This is a genomic window from Enterococcus massiliensis (assembly GCF_001050095.1).
Lineage (GTDB): Bacteria > Bacillota > Bacilli > Lactobacillales > Enterococcaceae > Enterococcus_C > Enterococcus_C songbeiensis.
Map to the genome: position 1 here is coordinate 14,577 of NZ_CVRN01000003.1, position 19,693 is coordinate 34,269.

20 protein-coding genes are annotated in these 19,693 nt (G+C 40.2%); 4 read left to right on the forward strand and 16 right to left on the reverse strand.

The window, feature by feature from the left end:
- Positions 1–78: 78 nt before the first annotated feature.
- Positions 79–2,004, forward strand: a complete 1,926-nt coding sequence (locus BN1875_RS00610; protein ID WP_069959611.1) for a heavy metal translocating P-type ATPase — start codon at positions 79–81, stop codon at positions 2,002–2,004.
- Positions 2,005–2,045: 41 nt separating this feature from the next.
- Here the strand turns inward: BN1875_RS00610 and BN1875_RS00615 are convergent, their stop codons facing one another.
- Complete coding sequence (locus tag BN1875_RS00615) at positions 2,046–2,669, reverse strand: DUF47 domain-containing protein (RefSeq protein WP_048602942.1); 624 nt, start codon at positions 2,667–2,669, stop codon at positions 2,046–2,048.
- A 12-nt stretch (positions 2,670–2,681) separates the two neighbouring features.
- Positions 2,682–3,665, reverse strand: coding sequence for an inorganic phosphate transporter (locus tag BN1875_RS00620; RefSeq protein ID WP_082147214.1), 984 nt, complete (start codon positions 3,663–3,665; stop codon positions 2,682–2,684).
- 330 nt (positions 3,666–3,995) lie between these two features.
- On the opposite strand from BN1875_RS00620, the gene rpsT reads away from it, so the two are divergent.
- Complete coding sequence (gene rpsT, locus BN1875_RS00625; RefSeq protein ID WP_048602944.1) at positions 3,996–4,250, forward strand: 30S ribosomal protein S20; 255 nt, start codon at positions 3,996–3,998, stop codon at positions 4,248–4,250.
- A 64-nt stretch (positions 4,251–4,314) separates the two neighbouring features.
- Here the strand turns inward: rpsT and holA are convergent, their stop codons facing one another.
- From holA to BN1875_RS00665, 8 genes are all read right to left on the reverse strand, one after another.
- Entirely contained in the window at positions 4,315–5,343 is a 1,029-nt protein-coding gene (gene holA / locus BN1875_RS00630; RefSeq protein WP_048602945.1) for a DNA polymerase III subunit delta, read from the reverse strand.
- A gap of 48 nt (positions 5,344–5,391) precedes the next feature.
- Positions 5,392–7,632 (reverse strand): DNA internalization-related competence protein ComEC/Rec2, encoded by a 2,241-nt coding sequence (locus BN1875_RS00635; RefSeq protein ID WP_048602946.1) that lies wholly within the window; start codon positions 7,630–7,632, stop codon positions 5,392–5,394.
- Positions 7,613–8,101 (reverse strand): ComE operon protein 2, encoded by a 489-nt coding sequence (locus tag BN1875_RS00640; RefSeq protein WP_048602947.1) that lies wholly within the window; start codon positions 8,099–8,101, stop codon positions 7,613–7,615. The genes BN1875_RS00635 and BN1875_RS00640 overlap by 20 nt, the downstream gene beginning before the upstream one ends.
- A gap of 27 nt (positions 8,102–8,128) precedes the next feature.
- Positions 8,129–8,749 (reverse strand): helix-hairpin-helix domain-containing protein, encoded by a 621-nt coding sequence (locus BN1875_RS00645; protein WP_048602948.1) that lies wholly within the window; start codon positions 8,747–8,749, stop codon positions 8,129–8,131.
- An 85-nt stretch (positions 8,750–8,834) separates the two neighbouring features.
- A complete protein-coding gene (locus BN1875_RS00650) occupies positions 8,835–9,449 on the reverse strand; it encodes an HAD-IA family hydrolase (RefSeq protein WP_048602949.1) in 615 nt (204 codons plus the stop codon).
- Between the two features lie 9 nt (positions 9,450–9,458).
- Positions 9,459–10,802 (reverse strand): PFL family protein, encoded by a 1,344-nt coding sequence (locus BN1875_RS00655; RefSeq protein ID WP_048602950.1) that lies wholly within the window; start codon positions 10,800–10,802, stop codon positions 9,459–9,461.
- Positions 10,803–10,816: 14 nt separating this feature from the next.
- Positions 10,817–11,083: an ACT domain-containing protein gene (locus tag BN1875_RS00660; protein WP_048602951.1), complete on the reverse strand. Its 267-nt coding sequence runs from the start codon at positions 11,081–11,083 to the stop codon at positions 10,817–10,819.
- A 103-nt stretch (positions 11,084–11,186) separates the two neighbouring features.
- Entirely contained in the window at positions 11,187–11,852 is a 666-nt protein-coding gene (locus BN1875_RS00665; protein ID WP_048602952.1) for a 2,3-bisphosphoglycerate-dependent phosphoglycerate mutase, read from the reverse strand.
- A 202-nt stretch (positions 11,853–12,054) separates the two neighbouring features.
- Between BN1875_RS00665 and BN1875_RS00670 the strand changes: the two genes are divergently transcribed.
- Positions 12,055–13,413, forward strand: coding sequence for an MATE family efflux transporter (locus BN1875_RS00670; protein WP_048602953.1), 1,359 nt, complete (start codon positions 12,055–12,057; stop codon positions 13,411–13,413).
- 43 nt (positions 13,414–13,456) lie between these two features.
- Here BN1875_RS00670 and BN1875_RS00675 read toward each other — a convergent pair whose 3' ends face one another.
- From BN1875_RS00675 to BN1875_RS00685, 3 genes are read right to left on the reverse strand one after another with little or no spacing between them, the layout of a single operon-like run.
- Positions 13,457–13,837 (reverse strand): P-II family nitrogen regulator, encoded by a 381-nt coding sequence (locus tag BN1875_RS00675; protein WP_048602954.1) that lies wholly within the window; start codon positions 13,835–13,837, stop codon positions 13,457–13,459.
- On the reverse strand, positions 13,834–14,607 hold the full coding sequence (locus BN1875_RS00680) for a DUF1538 domain-containing protein (protein WP_048602955.1): 774 nt from the start codon (positions 14,605–14,607) through the stop codon (positions 13,834–13,836). Before BN1875_RS00680 ends, BN1875_RS00675 begins: the two co-directional genes overlap by 4 nt.
- The gene (locus BN1875_RS00685; protein ID WP_048602956.1) at positions 14,604–15,287 is read right to left on the reverse strand and encodes a DUF1538 domain-containing protein; all 684 of its coding nucleotides are present in this window, start codon (positions 15,285–15,287) and stop codon (positions 14,604–14,606) included. Before BN1875_RS00685 ends, BN1875_RS00680 begins: the two co-directional genes overlap by 4 nt.
- Positions 15,288–15,411: 124 nt before the next feature.
- Between BN1875_RS00685 and BN1875_RS00690 the strand changes: the two genes are divergently transcribed.
- Positions 15,412–16,752, forward strand: a complete 1,341-nt coding sequence (locus BN1875_RS00690) for a metallophosphoesterase (protein ID WP_048602957.1) — start codon at positions 15,412–15,414, stop codon at positions 16,750–16,752.
- A 54-nt stretch (positions 16,753–16,806) separates the two neighbouring features.
- Here the strand turns inward: BN1875_RS00690 and BN1875_RS13865 are convergent, their stop codons facing one another.
- The 3 genes from BN1875_RS13865 to BN1875_RS00705 all read right to left on the reverse strand — a co-directional run bounded on the left by BN1875_RS13865 (position 16,807) and on the right by BN1875_RS00705 (position 19,682).
- On the reverse strand, positions 16,807–16,935 hold the full coding sequence (locus BN1875_RS13865; RefSeq protein ID WP_048602958.1) for a hypothetical protein: 129 nt from the start codon (positions 16,933–16,935) through the stop codon (positions 16,807–16,809).
- 247 nt (positions 16,936–17,182) lie between these two features.
- The gene (gene rlmD, locus BN1875_RS00700) at positions 17,183–18,556 is read right to left on the reverse strand and encodes a 23S rRNA (uracil(1939)-C(5))-methyltransferase RlmD (RefSeq protein ID WP_048602959.1); all 1,374 of its coding nucleotides are present in this window, start codon (positions 18,554–18,556) and stop codon (positions 17,183–17,185) included.
- An 85-nt stretch (positions 18,557–18,641) separates the two neighbouring features.
- Positions 18,642–19,682 carry a diacylglycerol kinase gene (locus tag BN1875_RS00705; protein WP_048602960.1) on the reverse strand — a complete coding sequence of 347 codons (1,041 nt, stop codon included), beginning with the start codon at positions 19,680–19,682 and terminating at the stop codon, positions 18,642–18,644.
- Positions 19,683–19,693 lie beyond the last annotated feature (11 nt).

A 19,693-nucleotide genomic window follows, 5' to 3' on the forward strand; every position in this document is an offset into this window, starting at 1 on the left:
TATCGTTCTCAATTGATGGTTTTTTGTATCCTTCACGAACTTCTCTATGCTATTCTGAATTTGAGAGGAGGAAAACCTATGAGTAAAACTGAAAAACAAGCATTTCTTTCCACTGTGTTCTGTTTGATTTTTATGATTGCCGGATCAATCAGCGGATTATTTCTTCCAATTATTGCCCCTTTATTATTTCTGACAGCTATCTTTTTTGGCGGGTGGAAACAAACCTCCGAAGGCTTGAAAGAGTTGTTCCATGACCGACGGGTAAATGTGGATCTGTTAATGGCTTTAGCAGCAATTGGTGCTTGTATTATCGGCAACTGGTTTGAAGGAGCCATGCTGACCTTTATTTTCTGTTTAAGTGGTTTTCTTGAAGAATATACAACAAATAAAAGCCGAAAAGAGATCACTTCCCTAATGAATCTTCAACCTGCTACTGCTCAAAAATACCTGCCAGATGGGTCTACTGAAGAAATTCCTGTTTCCAGCTTGAGCATCAATGATCAGGTTTTAGTACCAAAGGGAGCAACAATCCCGATTGACGGACAAATCTTGCAAGGACATTCTGCCATCAATGAAGCCTCCGTTAATGGTGAATCCATTCCCGTTGAGAAAAAAAGCGGTGATGACGTCTACGGTGGTACATTGAATTTAGGAAATGTTTTAATCGTCACCGTTACCAAAGCAAGCAATGAAACTTTGATGGCAAAAATCGTAAAACTGGTGGAAGAAGCGCAACAAAAACCGACAAAAACGGCCACCTTTATTGAAAAAATTGAAAATACCTATGTAAAAATCGTGTTACTGACGGTACCGCTCATGATTCTCCTGCCCCATTATTTGATTGGTTGGAGTTGGGAAGAAAGCTTTTACCGCGGAATGGTTCTATTAGTGGTCGCTTCTCCCTGTGCCTTAGTCGCCTCTGCTACACCAGCGACTTTAGCTGCCATTTCCAGCAGTGCTAAAAACGGCATTTTGCTAAAGGGCGGCGCAGCATTGGAACGCTTTGCCCAATTAAAAACAATTGCCTTTGATAAAACCGGTACCCTGACAGAAGGAAAACCAATCGTAACGGATGCAGTCTTTTTGCAGGACTCTCCCACAATTCGACAATTAATTGTCGCTATGGAAGCAAAAACTACTCATCCATTAGCCGATGCGATTATCAATTACTTCGATCTGACGATTGATCCTCAATTTGCTGCGCTAGAAATTGAAGAAATCACGGGTTTTGGATTACAAACTCAGTTTCAAGGGGCAACTTGGAAAGTCGGAAAACATGCTTATGACCCCAAACAAACTTTGAGTGAAGAACACACCACAATGCTCAAGAATTTCACCAGTAGCGGAAAAACAATCATTTACTACGCACGGGACCACGAGCTATTAGCTTTCTTTGCGTTGCAGGATGTCGCCAAGGCTGATGCCCATCAAGTTATCAATTATTTTAAAAAGAAAAACATTCAAACTGTAATGCTTACCGGTGACCATCAGGGAACCGCTGAAGTCATTGCCAAAAAAATTGCGCTGGATGACTTTCATGCGGATTGCCTGCCAGATGATAAATCAAAAATCATCACCGCACTTAAACAGCAAGGAGAAATTGCTATGGTGGGAGATGGTATCAATGACGCACCTGCTCTTGCTAGCGCCTCAGTGGGAATCGCTATGGGAGAAGGAACGGATCTTGCCGTAGATGTCGCAGAGATGGTATTGATGAAAAATGAGCTTATCAAATTACAGCAAGTGCATCTTCACGCCTTAAAATTGCAACGGGTAATCAAACAAAACATCGTCTTTTCAGTTGGCGTCATCGGGTTATTGATTTTGTCTAACTTCTTCCAAATTTTAAATTTACCACTGGGTGTTATCGGTCATGAAGGCAGTACGATTCTTGTGATTCTAAATGGCTTGCGCCTACTAAGAATGCCGAAAGTCCCCTCCGTAGATTCCGCCTGTCTGGAGTGTGAAATTTACAATTTGCAGAAGAGTGATTCTGCTGCCTAACAAAAAAACGAAAAACCTTTGCGGGTTTTTCGTTTTTTTGTTTACGTATTTTTAATAACCATTCCGTCGATGATATCAACAGCATCTTCACTGGCATTGATGATTTCTTCAAAACGATCGTAGATGTCTTTCCATTTGATGATTTCCACCACATTGATTTCTGCAGTAAACAGTTCTTTTTTCAAATCAGAATAAAGTCGGTCTGCATCAGATTCCGTATGATTTACTTCATCAATCATCTTGCGCAATATTTTTGAATTTTTAAATTTGTGAAATTCTTTCGTAGCGGTATGCACCCCTTGAGCTGCTTTTGCTACCATTTCAGCAAAGGTATCTGTATCTTTTCGCATTTCAGTAATTACTAGGTTTTCGAAGAGATAAGTCATTCCATTGATTCCATCTAAAATATCATCAATTCGTTCAGAAATAACTAAAATATCTTCGCGATCGATTGGTGTAATAAATGCATCATACAGCTCATTGGTCAGTTCAGTAACGATTCGATCTCCTTCGCGTTCCAACTCATGGATTTTTTCCGACTCTGACACTAAATTGTCAGGTGAATAGTTACCAACTAGATTCAGCAGAATCTCTGCGGCGCTATGCGCATTGGCTGCCAAATGTTCCATTGCCTCAAAAAAGTCAAATTGTTTTTTCCGTGCCATCGAATTCTCTCCTTAAAAAATTGCTACAAATAATTTTGCCATGACGTAGGCAATCAATCCACATCCCGGGAAGGTCATTACCCAGGCAAATATCATTTCCTTTACGATCCGCCAATCAACACTGGATAATCGACGAGAAGCGCCAACACCCATGATTGCAGTGGTTTTTGTATGGGTTGTAGAAACCGGAATCCCAAAAACTGACGCAAGAAAAAGACAGATTGCTGCACTAACATCCGCTGAAAAGCCTTGATATTTTTCAATCTTCACCATATCCATACCAACAGATTTTATGATCTTCATTCCACCGACCGAAGTACCAAAGCCCATCGTCAAGGAACACAACGCCATCACCCACAAAGGAATAACAAAGCCATTGCCGGTTTTTTCAACCAGGTTATTATAATAAAGACCCAGCATAAAAACCCCCATAAATTTCTGACCATCTTGTGCACCATGCAAAAAAGCATTTGCGGCAGCTGCAATTGCCTGCCCAATGGTGAAAAATTTATTTGCTGCCCGACGCTGAACATCTCGGAAAATCACTGCAATCAGTTTGGCAATTAAGTACCCACCGCCAAAACCCATCACAGTAGAAACGACAAGCCCGATAAGAACTTTTATCCATTCTTGTCCGTTGACCGCATCCAAACCACCTAAAGCCATTGCCGAGCCGGTTAATCCGGCAATCAGCGCATGAGATTCACTGGTTGGAATACCGAAGTACCAAGCCGCTACCGACCATACAACGATAGAAAAAAGCGCCGCCGCCAAAGCGACCTGCGATGCACCGATATTGCCTTGGGCATCAAAAGAAACGATATTACTGATTGTTTCTGCAACCTGCGCGTTAAACGCTGTCATCACGAGCGCACCCAAAAAATTCATGGCTACGGCGATCCAAATTGCAACGTTTGGTTTTAAAACACGCGTAGAAACGGCAGTTGCGATTGCGTTGGGCGCATCTGTCCAACCGTTTACAAAAATTACACCCATAACGAGTGTGACTGTTATTACTAATGCAATACTCAAATAATACACCACCAAAAAATTTTTCCGTTGTTATCATAGCACATATCCAGAATTGTTGCTTAGTTTTTTTTGAAAAAACAGGTTTAAAACACCAATTCAAAGTAAAATCTCTTGATAACATGGGTAATTTGCCGATAATAAGATTCTTTTCATTTCCTGAAAAAAATAAATTTCTTCTGTTAAGTAAATTTTCTTTACAACTTTTATTGCAATGAACTCAAGGTTTAGGTATAATGACTAGTGTTGATTTATACGAAATTTCGTATAAGAACTTTTTTTTCGGAGGTGAAATACATGCCAAACATTGAATCTGCAATCAAACGCGTACGTACAAGCGAAGTTGCCAACGCGAAAAATTCATCTCAATCAAGCGCTATGCGTTCTGCTGTCAAAAAATTTGACCAAGCAGTTGAAGCTGGTGCGGATAACGTAGATGCGTTATACAAAGATGCTGTTAAAGCAATCGATATGGCTGAGTCAAAAGGATTAATCCACAAAAACAAAGCAAATCGCGACAAATCTCGTTTAAGCAAAAAAATCGCAAAATAATCAAACGGTTGGTTTTCCACTGTTTAACAAAAAAGCCTGATTTCTCAGGCTTTTTTGTTATGCTCTATTTCACCGTATCTTGACTTGCCTGTAACACGAACAATTGAAAAGCGAACTCTTTTTCCACTTTTCCGGTTTTGATCAAATAGTCATTTTCCACCAACTCGTCAAGTAAACGCACTAAATTTTCTTCTTGATAGTTGCGAACTTGCTGCATAGCTAGTTTCACCCGATATGGATGAATCTTAAGAGTTTCAGCGATTTTTGCCTGTTGGTACCCGGCTTTCATCAAAATTCGTGTTTGTAGTAATAAACGTAATTGCCCAATCAGGATCGCATTGATCTTGATGGTTTCTTCCCCTTGTAAATGCAAATCTTGATAAATCCTCAGCGCCGCCTCAACATTGCCGCTTAAAACATTTCCGGTCAAATCAAAGATATTATGTTCCAACGTTTTTGGAATCAATTGCAGCAGTTCCTGCTTAGATACAAAATGAGTCTCCCCAGCAAAAATTTTCAGTTTCTCCAACTCTTGCATCGTTTTGCTCAAATCTAGATCCGTAAGCTGTAAAAAAAGATCAATCGTTTGACGATCCATTTTCAGACCATCATTTTCCATCGTCTGTTGCACGTAACGCCGAACTTCGGGTTCTTTTAAGGGGTGAACATCGATTAGTTCACTGGCTTTTTTCAGTTGCTTCGTTATTTTTTTTCGCTCATCCAATTTTTCATAATCTGCAAAAAACACGACAACTGAAGTTTCATTCGGCTGTTTCAAATAGGTCAAAAAAGCATCCATATCATGTTCAGGAGCGTTGGCTTTCTTTTCTGCTGTAAAGAAATACGGACGTTCCACAAAAATCAGTCGTTGATCTCCGAAAAATGGCGCCGACTCTGCTTCAGCGAGAACACTATCAAGTGGATCTCTCTCCATATCAAACTGTGCAAAATTCAAATCGTCATCCTCTACTGCCAAACGTTTCAAAAAAGCATCACGGATCTGATCCTGCAAATATTTCTCTGTTCCCAGTACTAAATAAAGCGGCTGAAGTTCCTGTGAACGAATCGCCTGCAAGGCTGTTTGAGTATTCATTATTTCCCCACCTTCAAGAATCATCCTACCATTTCAATAGCTCAAATTCTATTCTTTTATTTTTGAGATTGTTGGTTTTGTTTGCCAAATTTTCCAACGATAGCTGATCATTCCCTGCTGATCCGTTCGCAAAATCTCAATATTTTGTTCCTTTAAAAGTGTCACAACTTCTTCGTGCGGATGACCAAAGCGATTATCAAATCCGCATGAAATAATAGCCTGCTTCGGAGCAACCTTTTTCAAAAAGTCAGCATCTGTTGAGGTGCGACTGCCGTGATGTCCTAATTTTAGTACATCCACTGCCAAGGAAGGATAGTGACGAAGCACCTGCTTCTCTCCTTCTTTCCCCAAATCTCCGGTAAGTAAGAAACGTTGCCCTTTGACTTTTGTTGCCACAACTATAGAATCTTCATTCTCCCCTTTTCCTTCTTTGAAAGGATGCAAAACCTCCAATCGAAAAAAAGAACCCACTCGATCCCCGGCCTTTACATATTTTATTTTCGTTTTTGGCGCTAATTGAGCCAGCATTTTTTTGATGTTTGGGTGTTGTTGACTCCCATTAGTCAAATAAACCGTGTCAATAAAAATATGCTTTGCTAAAGCAAGTACATCTCCCATATGATCCGTATCTCCATGAGTCAACAGCAGTTTATCGATTTTCCGGATTCCTTTTCCTTTTAATAAAGGCAGCAAGGTGTAGTCAGCATTCCTTTTTTGTCCTTTCTGAGAAAAAAACTGCAACTTCCCACCGGTATCAATCAATACAACTTCCCGCTGAAATGGTGCAGTCAGCAAAATGGCATCTCCTTGTCCCACATCAACGAAGGTCACTGCTGTTTCTACTGAAAGTAAATTAGGTAGCGTCGGCAGAAGCAAACAAAAAATAATCGCTTTGCAATACTTCTTCCTTTGATAAAAAAAGCCCCCTGCAAATAGTCCCAACAACATAATTATAAATGGTGGCTGCCCGCTTCGCCAAAGCCACGGAAATAAACCGGATAGGGTCTCCACCAAAGTAAGCAGCTGGTCAAAACCTGACAGAAACACCGCTGGAATTTTTCCAATAAAGGACCAGCTAAGCAAAAGAAGTGCAGTCGGCAATAATATAAACTGAAAAATCGGTGCCAAGAGAAATGTCAAAATTCCGCCCATCAACGGCCACTCAAAAAAGAGGTAGAGAATCAATGGCGCAGCTAAAAGCGAGAGCCATTGGGAACGTATAAGCAGCCTCAACCAACCGCTTGCTTTAGGTTGACACAAAATCAGCCAAGACATCATCAAAGAAAGCAGTCCGGAAGTTTTGACCACTACTGCCGGGTCCAAAATAAGTAAAACAAGTAACACGAGAGCAAAACAATCCATTGCCGAAAGTCTTACCGGAACCATTTGTGTGAACAATCTCAAAAGAAACAACAAGCTAGCCCGCCAAACGCCGGGAGCACCACCCATCAAGCCAATCAACACTATTGTAATCAGACAAAAAAGTGGAAAAGTTTCCTGTGGTGTCCAGCGAAGTCTTCTAACTAACTTTTCGATTCCTCCCAGAAAAAAATAGACATGCATGCCTGAGATACTAAACAGATGCAACACTCCAGCTGGCGCAAAAATCTCCGTCAATTCCTCAAAGCGCTGGTCTTTGTAACCTGTCAACAGTGCCGATACATAGACACTGCTCTTTGTCGAAAAACTTTTTTCGATATGATCAATCAAACCCGCACGCAAACCTCTGATTGAAAATACTTTCGAAATTGCCTGCTTTTTCTCGATACGATGGATTTTTAAAATTCCGGAATACCCGTTAATCTTCAGATACCGCTGATAATCAAACCCGTATTGATTTCTTTGCGATTGTCCCAGTTGTATTTCTCCTTTGATACGGATTCGAACCTGCCAATTTTTTCGCTGTTGCCACATTTCATGGTCTGTTTGCTTTTTTAGTTGATAAGAACAGCGAAAGCGACGTTTCTGTTGATCCTCTCCATCAAAAGTTACAAGATTTTCTTTCAATTGGATAGTGTCTGGTTCTACTTGAAGGATCATTTCTGTTTTTCCGGGTGATATCATTTTTGGTAAGCTGCTGATTCCCAAAACTAAAACGATCAACCCGCAAAACAGTGCCAAAAGTAATAAAGCAATTTTTCTTTTACAGCAAAGAAAAATAAATAGATAGATGCCAAAAAGACAGAACCCATAGGCTGAAAATAGCCATCCACTGCAAAAAGTCGCAACCAGCAAACTCGGGAAAATAAGCTGATTGCGCAGTGTCCAATCAAGGGTTGTTTTTTTCACTCAACTCTCCGAAAGAAAGTTTGGTGAAATATTTAGGTTCCAAAACAACTTGATGAACAGACGCCCCCACCTGCTGAATCAAGTCTAAAGCGTACTCATTGTTTCGATAATCATTCATATAATGAATCGTTTTAATGCCTGCTTGTAGGATTGCTTTGGTACAAGGCAAACAAGGAAAATGCGTGACATAAATCTCCGCACCTTCTGTCGAGACGCCTAATTTTGCACATTGAAGGATGGCATTCATTTCTGCGTGGATCGTTCGAATACAATGACCATCAACGACAGAACACCCATCATCAATGCAATGAACATCTCCACTAACAGACCCGTTATATCCGCCTGCAATAATCCGACGGTCTTTCACTAAAGTAGCTCCTACTTCCAGTCGTGTGCACGTACTACGCAAGGACAGCAAAGCTGCCTGCGCCATAAAATATTGGTCCCAAGGGATTCGTTCAAAAGTCATACGTTCTCTCCTAATCATCGTTATTACTTATATTGTAATGGAAGGTTTCAATTTTTCAACCGTCTTTTCACCAATACCTGAAACTTCTGTCAAATCCTCGACAGAAGCAAATGGACCATTTTCTTCCCGATAGTCAATGATCGCTTGGGCTTTCTTTTCACCGATACCAGATAATTCTTGTAGTTGACTGATTGTTGCTGTATTGATATTGATTTGTGTCGAATCAGCAGCTGATACTTCTTGAATTTGTGGATGCATTATCACTTCCGTTTCTTCTTTATTTGGAACATAGATCATTTGTTGGTCAACCAAAATGGCGGCTAAATTTAATGCCTTTTCATCTGCTGCTTCTGTCAAGCCTCCCGCTAACAAAACTGCCTCGTGAATGCGTGCATTTGGCTCTAACGAGTAGACACCTGGCTTTTTCACCTCTCCTTTGATATCTATAAGAATCTCGGTTTTTTCTGTTGTCCTCGTTTCTGACGACACTGAACTTTCCTGACTTTCTTCTGCTAGATCCCAACTCGTCTCGGCAGTAAAGGTCCGTTGGAAGTAGATAAATGCCACACCACAAAGAATGAGCAAAGTAATACTTCCTAAACATACAAAAAGTCGATAATTTTTCCAACATAGTTTTAGTTTTTCCATTATTTTTCCTCCTTCATTAATAAGTTCGCTAAAAAAATAGTTTTCTGCGAAAAAAAACAACTACCCAAAAGATAGTTGTTTCGTTCTACTTATTCAAAGTGAGAATCTCACTCATGTGATGAATCGTAAAGTCGGCTGAAATCTCAGACAAAAAATAGTCAATATCGTAAAAACACGTTTTGATCCCGGCACTTTTGCCTGCATCGATATCCATTGGACGATCCCCTACCATGACCGTACTTTCTCTTGGCAAGTGGTATTTTTCAACGAGATAGTTGATGGCACTTGGATCTGGTTTTCTTGGAAATTGGTATTCAGGTCCAACAATTTCTTCAAAAAATTCCAACATTCCAGCATTTGCTAAAAGTTCTTTTGTTGAAGCAACGGTGCGATGGGTCAAAATATAATTTTTTCCTCCCGCTTGAATTATCGCCTTCAAGGTATCGTAAACTTCTGGAAATACTACCGGCTGCCGTTGATCCATTGCTTCTTTTTGATGAAACCGTTCAGTAAATTCCGCAAAATCCAACTGGTAGGTCTCTGCTACTGCTTTTGATGAGTGTTCTTTTAGTAAACGATAAATTTTTTTCGGTTCTGCGTTGATCTGATAATCAGCCAACGCTTGAATAAAGCCGTCTAACATGATAGGGTACGTGTCAAATAACGTCCCGTCAAAATCCCAAATATATGAATGAAACATGTTTTTCTCCTAATTCTTAAATGAATGAATTGGCGCTGGGATTCTGCCCCCGCGCTGTATAAAATCGGTAGAAGCTGCTTGATTGGTCTTCATTACCGGTGCAGTTCCTAAAAGACCACCGAACTCAACCAGGTCACCAACTTTTTTATCCTTTGCCGGAATGATTCGAACAGCGGTAGTTTTATGATTGATAACACCGATAGCTGCTTCATCAGCAATCATTGCAGCAATCGTTTCTGCTGGTGTGTCTCCCGGAATAGCAATCATATCCAGACCAACCGAACAGATAGCCGTCATCGCTTCTAATTTTTCAAGATTCAAATACCCGTTTTCCACGGCTTTAATCATTCCCGCATCTTCGGAAACCGGAATGAAAGCTCCGGATAATCCCCCAACATGGTTACAAGCCATTACGCCGCCTTTTTTCACTGCATCATTCAGTAAAGCCAATGCTGCTGTCGTTCCATGGGTTCCAACTGACTCTAATCCCATTTCTTCCAAAATCAGCGCAACGCTATCTCCAACAGCTGGTGTTGGGGCCAATGACAAATCAACGATTCCAAACGGAACATTTAGACGCTCGGAAGCAACTCTGCCCACCAATTGTCCCATACGAGTAATTTTGAAAGCTGTTTTTTTGACGGTTTCCGCCACTACATCAAAAGGTTCTCCTTTGACTTTTTCTAACGCCCGCTTCACTACTCCCGGACCGCTGACACCAACATTGATCTCGCAATCTGCTTCCCCAACTCCATGAAAAGCTCCTGCCATAAAAGGATTATCCTCAACCGCATTGGCAAAAACTACCAGCTTTGCACAGCCCATATCAGAAGCAGCCGCCGTTTTTTTAATCGTTTCACCCATTAGTTTCACTGCATCCATGTTGATACCAGCACGTGTAGAACCGATATTGACAGAAGAACAAACAAATTCTGTTTCTGCCAAAGCTTCCGGAATGGAATGAATCAGCGGCAGATCTGCACCTTGGTACCCTTTTTCGACTAACACACTGTAGCCACCGATAAAGTTCACGCCTACTGCTTTTGCCGCTTTGTCCAATGTTTTTGCAAATTGAACGCAATCCTGCCCGCCGCTTGCGGAAGCAATGATTGCAATTGGTGTTACTGATATCCGTTTGTTAATAATTGGAATACCGAATTCCGTTGAAATATCTTCTCCAACCTTCACCAAGTTTTTGGCTTTTTCAGTAATTTTTTGATAAATTTTCTGACAGGTTTTTTCCGTACTTGCATCAATACAATCCAGTAAAGAAATTCCCATTGTGATGGTCCGAATGTCCAGATTTTCTTCTTCTACCATTCGGATCGTTTCTAAAACTTGTTTTGTTTCCATTGTTTTCCTCCGAATTATAGTTTGTGCATTGCATTGAAAATTTCTTCGTTTTGAATACTAATTTTAACACCAAGAGCAGCCCCTACTTGGTCCAATTCCTGTTTGATCTGCCCAAAATCGGCTGCCGCATCCATTTCCAGCATCATCATCATGGTAAAATATTCCTCCATGATAGTTTGTGTTACATCTAAAATATTGATTTCAAGTTCTGCTAATTTTTGGCTGACACCGGCGATAATTCCCACCTTGTCTTTGCCGATTACTGTTAAGATAGCTTTCATGCAGCGAATCCTCCAATTTTTTTCAATAGTATACCATACCTTTGCCTAGTTATTCACAAAATTTCAGAACAAGCGTCTTTGAATTTTCATGAATGTTCGTAGTTTACAATAATTGTTTCTCAATAATGCGTAACTGAGGATCTAAACGATACAAAATCGGTTGGGCATTAGGAATGTCGATCGTATCCATTTGATTCTCTGGAATATTCTCCAAATATTTTACCAGTGCCCGCAAACTATTCCCATGACCGGCAATCAATACATTTTTTCCAGAACGAAGAAGGGGGGCTATTTCTTGCCATAAAGGAATGATCCGCTGAACCGTCATTTGCAGATTTTCCCCATGAGAAATATCTCTAGCGGCTAAATGATTATACCGTCGATCAAAATGATTTTCTGAAGCTAAGGGCGGCATTTCGTAAAAATCCCGACGCCAACGCTGAACCTGTTCTTTTCCAAAACGCTCAGCCATTTCATCCTTGTTTTCACCTACTAATGCACCATAATGGCGTTCATTCAACCGCCAAGTCTTATAGGTAGGAACCCAGAGTTGATTACTTGCTTCCAAAACGATGTGACAGGTCAACAGTGCCCGCTTTAGAACCGAAGTGTAAGCAGCATCAAATTCAATGTGAGCAGCCTTAATCTTTTCTCCCGCTTCTTGCGCCTGCACCTTCCCTTTTTCTGTTAACGGAACGTCTAACCATCCCGTCCAATAATTTTCAAAATTTGCTTCACTTTCTCCATGACGAATTAATACGACATCCATCTCGCTACACCTCTCTTGAATTGATTATCCCAGTTTCACTGAAAAAAGTCATTCCCTATTTATTATCTGAACATTTTACGATTGCAAGCCCTAACAAAATGCCTAATTTTTGATTGAATTTTTGTTGATTTCTACTCTTGTGTTTCCATTCAACTGTGATAGTATGTAACTTGCGAAAATGAAAAAGTGAGGGTTATAAAGTATGAGAGACTTGACCACGGGTACCCCAGCAAAATTAATTTTTATTTTTACTATTCCGTTGCTCGTCGGAAATATTTTTCAGCAATTCTATAACATGGTAGATATGATCATCGTTGGACAAACCATCGGAAAAGAAGCCCTGGCAGCAGTTGGGGCCACTGGGAGTATTACTTTTTTGATTATCGGATTTGCTCAAGGTTTAACTGCCGGGCTGTCAATTATTACGGCTCAACGTTTTGGCGCGCAGGATTATCGCGGGGTCAAAAGAAGTTTTGCAGTCAGCATCGTAATCAGCCTAGTCGTTACAACACTTCTAACAATTTTAAGTTTGGCTTTTCTGCGCCCATTACTCTTGGTGATGCAGACTCCTCCAGAAATTTTGGAGCAAGCACAGGAATTTATTTCCGTTATTTTAGGAGGCATGTTTGCTTCCATGGCCTTTAATTTGCTTTCAAACATGGTTCGTGCATTGGGAGACAGTCGCACCCCTCTTTTCTTTCTGATCTTCGCAGTGATTATTAATGTTGTTTTGGATTTAGTTTTTATTATTAATTTTAAAATGGGGGTTGCTGGTGCTGGCTATGCTACCGTTATTGCTCAAATTGCCGCCAGTGTCATGTGTTTTATTTATATCAAGAAAAAAATCCCCTTACTCCAATTAACAAAAAGTGATTTTCAATTCGATAAGAAAAATATTCGTGTCCATTTGAATGCAGGGCTGCCAATGGCCTTCCAGTCGTCGATTATCGCTATTGGAGCTGTTATCCTTCAATCCGCTTTAAACAGTCTAGGAACAGACGTGGTTGCCGCTCAAGCCGCGGCTGGACGAATCGACCAATTTGCTACCCAGCCAATGATGTCATTTGGCGTAACGATGGCAACCTTCACCGCACAAAACTTCGGGGCGAAAAAATACGGTCGTATATTAACAGGAGTAAAACAGTGTCTGATTATGAGTTGCAGCTTCAGTATTGTTGCCGGTGCCATTGTGGTCCTCTTCGGAAAGCAATTTGTTCGTTTATTTGTAAATACCAGCGAAGTTGAGGTTTTTCACTTAGCTCAGATTTATTTTAATATTGCTTCCAGTATGTACTGGATTTTAGCTATCTTGTTTATTTTACGCTACACCTTACAAGGTCTGGGACAAACAAAAATCCCAACGATTGCCGGTGTGATGGAATTGATTATGCGTTCCTTCGCAGCAATCGTACTGACTCATTATTTCCAATATCCCGGTGCTGCAGCAGCTTCTCCTCTTGCTTGGATTGGCTCCGTCATTGTACTTCTCTATTCTTATTTCAAAGCGATCAAAGAGCTGAAACGATTGGATGCGCAACAGCAATTAGTTGAAGCAAAATGAAAAAGGACAGAAACAGCGAAATCAAGCTGTTTCTGTCCTCTTTTTATTGTTTTCCCTCGTCCAATAATCGTTCCATATCGACAACTTTACGATAAGAATTGATTTCTGTAATTCCAATCACTTTATCAATGTCGATACTAAAACAAATCCCGTTTCCTGGTTTGCTGATCTGTATACCACTACCAATCGCCTGCATCACTTCATTCGTTAATGTATCAGGAACAAGTGTCAAAACGATATCCTTTTCCGGTTCGATTTCAATTCCGAAAAAGCGGGCGCTGTCATGAGCGCCGGAGCCTTTCGCATGGATGACTGTTCCGCCATTTGCGCCAGCCTCCTTTGAGTAACCGATCACTTCAGAACCAACGCCCTTATCAACGATGGTCACGATCATTTCCAAATTTAATGCAACGGGTCTATTCATCTTCTTTCCTCCGATTCTTGTAATGCTTGTCGCTGTTTTAGAACACGTTCTTGTTTGCGTTTATAAATATAGCCTAATGCTAAGGTCGATAAGATTGGCGTCAAGGCGATCATCGCAACCACGCCGAATCCATCAATCATCGGACTGCGCCCTTCGATTTGCGCGGCAATAGCTACTGCCATCGATAAAATAAAGGTAGAACACATTGGTCCGGTGGCAACGCCCCCGTTATCAAAGGCCATTGCTAAAAACATTTTATCCACTTTTCTTCCTAAAATAAAAACCAGTAAATAGCCGGGAATCAGGAAATAGTACAGACTAAAACCTGCCAACAAGCGCCACATAGAAAGAGCAACTGCAATACCAATTCCGATAGAAACGACTGCTAGTAAAACTTTCCCTTGAATCGTTCCCTCACTTTCTTCTTCCACTTGCTTAACCATGACATGGATCGCCGGTTCGGCAAAACCAACTAGAAAGCCCATCACTAATCCGATTGGAATCAGAATGTAGTTGTTCTCCATAGATGCAAGTGCAGAACCTAAATGTTGCCCCACCGGTACATAAGCAATCTCAACCCCATGTAAAAATAGAATCAAGCCAAATGTAGTCAGTAAAAAGCCTTTCATAATATTCCAAAATTTTTGTTTTTTTAGTTTGAAGCTAAACGCATTCATCAATACAAAAATCAAAATAATTGGAAAAATCGCCATCAAAACATCCTTAATGATGTCGTCAAATCCGGTAAAAATCTGTTGAAGTAAACTCACTGAAAAATCACTCCCAACAACATTACTGCTAAAATAGGTCCCAGTGATGAGATCCCAACCATACCAAAGCTGTCATCCTCGCCCTTACCTTGTTGGATCATACTAGTCAATCCACTAGCTAAAGCTAAAATAAACGGTACAGTAACTGGTCCTGTCGTTACGCCTCCAGCATCGAAGGCAATCGGCATAAATTCTGGCGGTGTAAAAAAGGAAGCCGCCAAAACCGCTATGTATCCTACCAGCATCAACTTGTAATAGGAAATTTTAAATACTACTCGCAACAAGGCAAAAGCTAGAAAGACCCCCGTTCCGATACTAACAACGCCGATTAATAAAAATTTTGTGATTGCGCCTTCAGAAATATCCGTCACTTGCTGGGCAAGAACCTGAACAGATGGTTCTGCAATAGTGATTCCGATCCCGATTGCAAAGCCGAGACTAAGCATAATTGCTAAATTACGTCGTTTGATCATATACTCGCCGACTAATTCCCCCACTCGCAACATCGAATATTCTGCACCAAATAAAAAGAACGCCATTCCCACCATCATGATTCCTGCACCTACTAGAAAAGTAATTAAATCATCCTTTGCTAAAGGTGCAAAAATAAATGTCAAGATCGTGATCAAGACCGTCATCGGCAAAATTGAAACAATTACTTCTTGAAATGTTTTTCGCATCGCTCTCCTCCTATATTTGTTATACTTATAGTGTAACCTAAAAATAACGTTCATACCAATTTATTTTCAATTTACTTCATTTTTTTTAGGTTTATAGGAAATTTTATAGGGAAGAGATGACAAAATGAAAAAATGGATAGTACCAACAATCGGGTTTCTACTCCTTCTTGTAGCATTTGGAACCTTTCTTTCAAGTCACGGAGAAAAAAAAACCTCATGGTTGAAAAAAGAGGCTCCTGATTTTTGGGTGCTTTCAGATGTTCACTTTATTGCGCCAGAGTTGCACGATGACGGACCTGAATTTACTTACATCACAAAAACAGCGGCTGGCAAAGATTTATACTACCAAGAAGAAAGTTTGCAGGCCTTTATTGAAAAAGCCCGGCAAGAAAAACCAGAGGGAATCATCATTACCGGTGACCTCACGTTAAACGGCGAAAAAGCAAGTGCGGAAAAAATGGCAGACTTGTTTCGTCCCCTTGAAAAAAAGGGTATTAAACTTTTATGTATTCCCGGAAATCACGACATCCACGATGGTTGGGCAAGGTCCTATCACGGCGAAGAGCAAGAAAAAATTCCTCAAATCAGTCCTGAAGATTTTAAAAAGATTTTTCCGGATGGCTATGAATTAGCAAACAGTACTGATCCAGATAGTTTGAGTTATAGCATTTCGGTCAATTCTCATTACCAATTTATCTTTCTGGATTCAAACATCTATACGTTGGATGTCAGCTCCTCTGCCCCTCCAACCGGTGGAGAACTATCAAAAGAAACTTTGTCGTGGCTAAAACAACAACTGACGCAGGCAAAAAAAGCAAAACAAACTTCTTTGGTTTTCATGCACCACAATCTTTATCAGCATAATGCGCTGGTTCATCAAGGCTATGTTTTAAAAAATACCAACGACTTAAAGAAACTTTTAAAAGACTATAAGGTTCCGGTTGTTTTTTCTGGTCACATTCATGTTCAAGATATTATGGCCGATCCCGATCAACAGTTAGACACAAAAGAAATTGTCACCGGTTCGTTTGCCATTGCCGACCACGGCTACGGTATTCTTTCAATCCAACCACAAAAAATCACCTATAATCGAAAAACGTTGGATGTCGATACTTGGGCAAAAGAACAGCATGAAACAGCAGAAAATCTGCTTCATCATCAGAAATATTTGAAAGATTTATTTCTTCTTGATGGGGAACGGATGGCCTATGAGCAATTACTAGGGCAGGATATTTTTGATAAAACCGTTCTAGAGCCTAGCGCCACATTTGTCGGAGAGAAGAATTATCTCTATTTTACGGGAAACGATTTTCTTTCCGACACCGAAGTTGCGCAAGAAAAACAACAGGAAGGCTATCAGTTGATTGCTGAACATTCTAGTTTTTTAAAAAACTATCTTGATACGATACTACAAGATACAAATTTACCAGATGATCACTTGGAAATCTCGCTTTCTGAGAAGTAATTTTTTGATGAGGGTATAAAAATAGCGCACAAAATGTACGCCGTTTTTATACCTTTATTTATTGAAAATTTTAGGACCTTTTCGCATATGCTTGCGATCATTTTTCGGGGTATCCATCTGTTTGGATCTGCCGCCACCCTGTTTCTTCTTGATTAATTCTAACATTTTTTCTTTTGAATTCATTTGTTCCACCACCTTCACGGCTTATTACTCAACCGACGCTTCTCTTTTCATTTTCTATCAATGGAGTAGTTCCATTATCCACATCACAAAATCTCATGATAGCAGAATATAAAACACTTGGCAATAATGACTTTTAGATAGAGAGCCTCGTTGCGTAAACTCAAAATCTTCTTGAAGTTAGCACTCCTAAGTAAAGAAATCGAGAATTCAGATTAAGATCCAAATTCTCGAAAAGCTATCAATTCAATTACTTCTCCACTCGAGTAAGCAAACTTACTGACTCCACATGATATGTTTGTGGGAACAAATCAATTGGCTGAATCTTTTTAGTCTCATAGCCTTTTTCAGCAAAAAGTGCCAAATCACGAGCAAGAGTTGCCGGGTTGCAAGAAATATAAATAATTTTTTCCGGAGCTACATCACTGGCAGCTTCAATGAATTTTGGTTCCAGTCCTTTGCGGGGGGGATCAACGAAAATCACAGTAGGATTCACATCTTCTCGTGCCCACTGCTGCATAACTTTTTCTGCTTTTCCGACTAAATAGGTTGCATTGTCGATTCCATTTTTTTCAGCATTATATTTTGCATCGGCAACAGCACTTTCAATGGTTTCCATTCCGTAAACATGGGCTACTCGTTTGGCTACCGACAATCCGATAGTTCCGATACCTGAATAAGCATCGACTACAATATCATCCTTTTGCAGATCAGCAAAATCAATAGCTGTTTGATACAGCAATTCTGTTTGCTGGGTATTGACTTGGTAGAAGGATTTCGCTGAAATTCGGTACGTGTTGCCTAAAAGTTGATCTTCAATGTAGGCTTGACCATACAAAACAACTTCCTTTTCTCCCATAATGACATTGGTTTTTTCTTCATTGATATTTTGGATCACAGAAACTACATCAGGAATTTCATCATGGATTACGGATGCAATTTCTTTTCCTTTAAAGAATTTCTCTTTTTTGGTCACCAAAACCACCATCATTTGATGGGAGTAATGTCCGCGACGAATAACGATGTGCCGTAAGAAACCTTCATGTGCTTCTTCATTATAGGCTTTTACGTTGAAGCGTTGCAAAATCTCACGAACAGTGATGATAGCAGCATCAATTGCTGGATCCTGAATATAGAAATCCTCAATTGGCACAAGATCATGACTATTTTTTCGGTAAAAACCTGTTTGTAGCTTGCCGTCAATTTTTTTGACAGGAATTTGTGCTTTGTTCCGATAATGGGAAGGTACCGCCATACCAATCGTATCCAAAACAGGAACATCCGGCAATTTTGCCACCCGTTGCAAAAGATTTTTCACTTGTTTTTGCTTGAATAAAAGCTGTTGTTCATAGCTTAGATGGCTTAAAGGTGCAATTCCAGTACGAAGTAATTCTTCATTGACAACTTCTTGACGATCTGGACTTTTTTCAAGCCATTCGCTGATTTTTCCAAAGCCAAATTTAGGTCCAACTTTTAAAATTTTGATGCGGACTTTTTCGCCAGGTAATGCATTTTCAATAAATACAGGATAGTGATCAAATTTAGCAATTCCCATACCTTCATGGGTCAAATCGATGATCTCCACCGTATGCTGTTCATTTTTTTTGATTGGGTAGTCTTTCATTATTTACTCCTAATTTTTGACTTTTGTGACCATGCAATAGAAAAACACTTTACTACGCTTTTCGTGCAAAGTAAAGTGCTTTAATTTACTTTTTTTCTTCAGCAACTTTGCCGTCGCCATCAATATCCTCATCCGTCAGCCGTTCTACCTCTTTGATAAATCCTTTGCTGACTTCTTCGTAATCCTCTTCCTCAGTACCAACTAGCGCATCATCTGGTATTTCATCAATATTGGCAAACATTTCAATATGCTGATGGAGATTTTCGAAGGTCATCGGTGCATCACCGCCGTATTCCCCGTCTAAATTGATCATTAACCGTCCTTCTGAAGTTGGTGCTTCAACTACCAGCTTCGACGTTTTCGTATAGATCAACCGTTTGTCATTGACATGCTTGCCACCATTTAACATTAGTGCCACTAAATGAACGATTTCAAAAATATTGGCAGTTTTCACAATAATCAAAGAGAATTTTCCGTCATCTAAGGTAGCATCAGGAACGATTTGCTCGAAGCCGCCAACTGAATTGGTTAATCCTAAGAAAAACATTGAGGCGTTTCCATCATATTCTCCATCGTCATATTTGAGATGCATCTTGATTGGTTTAACTCGCGGCAGCAACTCTGCTCCCTTAACAAGATAAGCCAAATAACCAAAGGTACTCTTCAATTCAGAAGGTACATCATAGGTCAATTCTGTCAGATGTCCCCCCGCAGCGATGTTAATGAAATAATTATCTGTCGTTTTTCCGATGTCCATTTTGATTGTCTGATTTTTCAAAATCACTTCGGCGGCATCACGAATATTATCTCTTGGAATTTTCAATGCTCGAGCATAATCATTCGTTGTTCCAGCTGGGATAATTGCCATTTTTGGACGATTCGCCAAAGGTGCGATACCATTTACGACCTCATTGATCGTGCCGTCTCCTCCAGCTGCCACCACAAGATCAAAGCCAGCCTCTCCCGAACGTTTTGCTTCAAACATTGCGGAATTTGGTTCCGGTGTAGTGGCAAACGCGCTGGCTTCATAGCCAGCACGTTCCAATACATCTAAAATGTCTGCAAGATTTCTTTTAAGGGTTTCTTTTCCTGAAGTTGGATTATAGATTACTCTAGCTTTTTTCATGATTGCCCCTC